Source organism: Synechococcus sp. N19, from assembly GCF_900474045.1.
Lineage (GTDB): Bacteria > Cyanobacteriota > Cyanobacteriia > PCC-6307 > Cyanobiaceae > Parasynechococcus.
Genome location: NZ_UCNR01000013.1, coordinates 1 through 1019, shown reverse-complemented (window position 1 = coordinate 1019; position 1019 = coordinate 1). Strand labels below are relative to the sequence as shown.

1 protein-coding gene is annotated in these 1019 nt (G+C 56.5%); it reads right to left on the bottom strand.

The window, feature by feature from the left end; genetic code table 11:
- Positions 1-110: 110 nt before the first annotated feature.
- The gene (locus DXY02_RS08410) at positions 111-674 is read right to left on the bottom strand and encodes a hypothetical protein (protein ID WP_244276222.1); all 564 of its coding nucleotides are present in this window, start codon (positions 672-674) and stop codon (positions 111-113) included.
- Between the last annotated feature and the right edge of the window lie 345 nt (positions 675-1019).

Below are 1019 nucleotides of genomic sequence, written 5' to 3'. Positions count from 1 at the left end.
CCGCACGAAAACTTCGTCTTCCCTGAAGAGGTTCTGCCCCGTGGTAACGCTCTCTGATCTCAAGGACGATTATTCCTTCAACCGCCCATCCGGGCGGTTTTTTTTTTGGTTCAGTTGCTGTCTGAATCAGGTCCCAGACGCAAGGTGAGATCGAGGCTGTTCCGTTGATCGAGCAGCGCTCGCAGCAGTGCATCGATGAGAAGAATGATGCCAACCAGCTCAAGCGCTTCCTCCAGGCCAGTGATGGCGCCGTACCAGGGGCTATGCAGTCGGATCAGATTCGATCGAACGGCAAAGCTGCCGATCATCTCCATGCCGATGGCACCGCCGATGTAGACGGCCCCTGCTCGCAGCAACCGTGATGCCGTTGCTCGGGAGATTGAGCCGAGGAAGCGGCGAAAGCGCCACAGCAGGATGAGGGCGAGGACGGCGTAGGGCACCACCCAGGTGGATGCCAGAGCTGGGTGCACCTGGTGCCTGAGCCCTGGAATGATCAGGATCTCGTGGATCTGAAGGGCTTCGTCGAGTGCGAGAAAGATGAAAATCTTCGAGAGCAAACGCCAGTCTTTGGTCGCGATGCGATCGCTGCTCTGCCCCAGTCGTTGCATCAACAGGGCCGCCATCAGCAACAGCGCGCTGCTGAACAGGGTGGGCAAGTTGAGCTCTCGGTCCATGTTGAGGCTTTCGAGCCAATGTTTCTTCGCCCCAAAGCCATAAATGCCCACTTGCACGACGCTGTGGGCAACCAAAAGTCCTCCGGTGACGGCAGTCAGCAGCTTTCGGATCGATCTTGGCGTCAGTGGAATGATCCCGATCTGGTTTGGATTTGCTGTAGTGGGTTTTTTAATCACGTTTCGCTTGTGGGGTGGATGAACTCCGGCCTCATACTTCGTTCCTAAACCTTTGCTTAACCTGTGCTTCTAGCAAGGTGCTGCATTGGGCTATGACCTGCAAGGGGGTTACACCTCCTTCGGTGTGGCTGCGATCTTCCGCTTCCTTCTCTTCCTCCAGGGCTTCCA

Bases quoted from the DNA above. Each gene is read 5' to 3' on its own strand.
- DXY02_RS08410 (WP_244276222.1), bottom strand. From the start codon at position 674: ATGGACCGAGAGCTCAACTTGCCCACCCTGTTCAGCAGCGCGCTGTTG.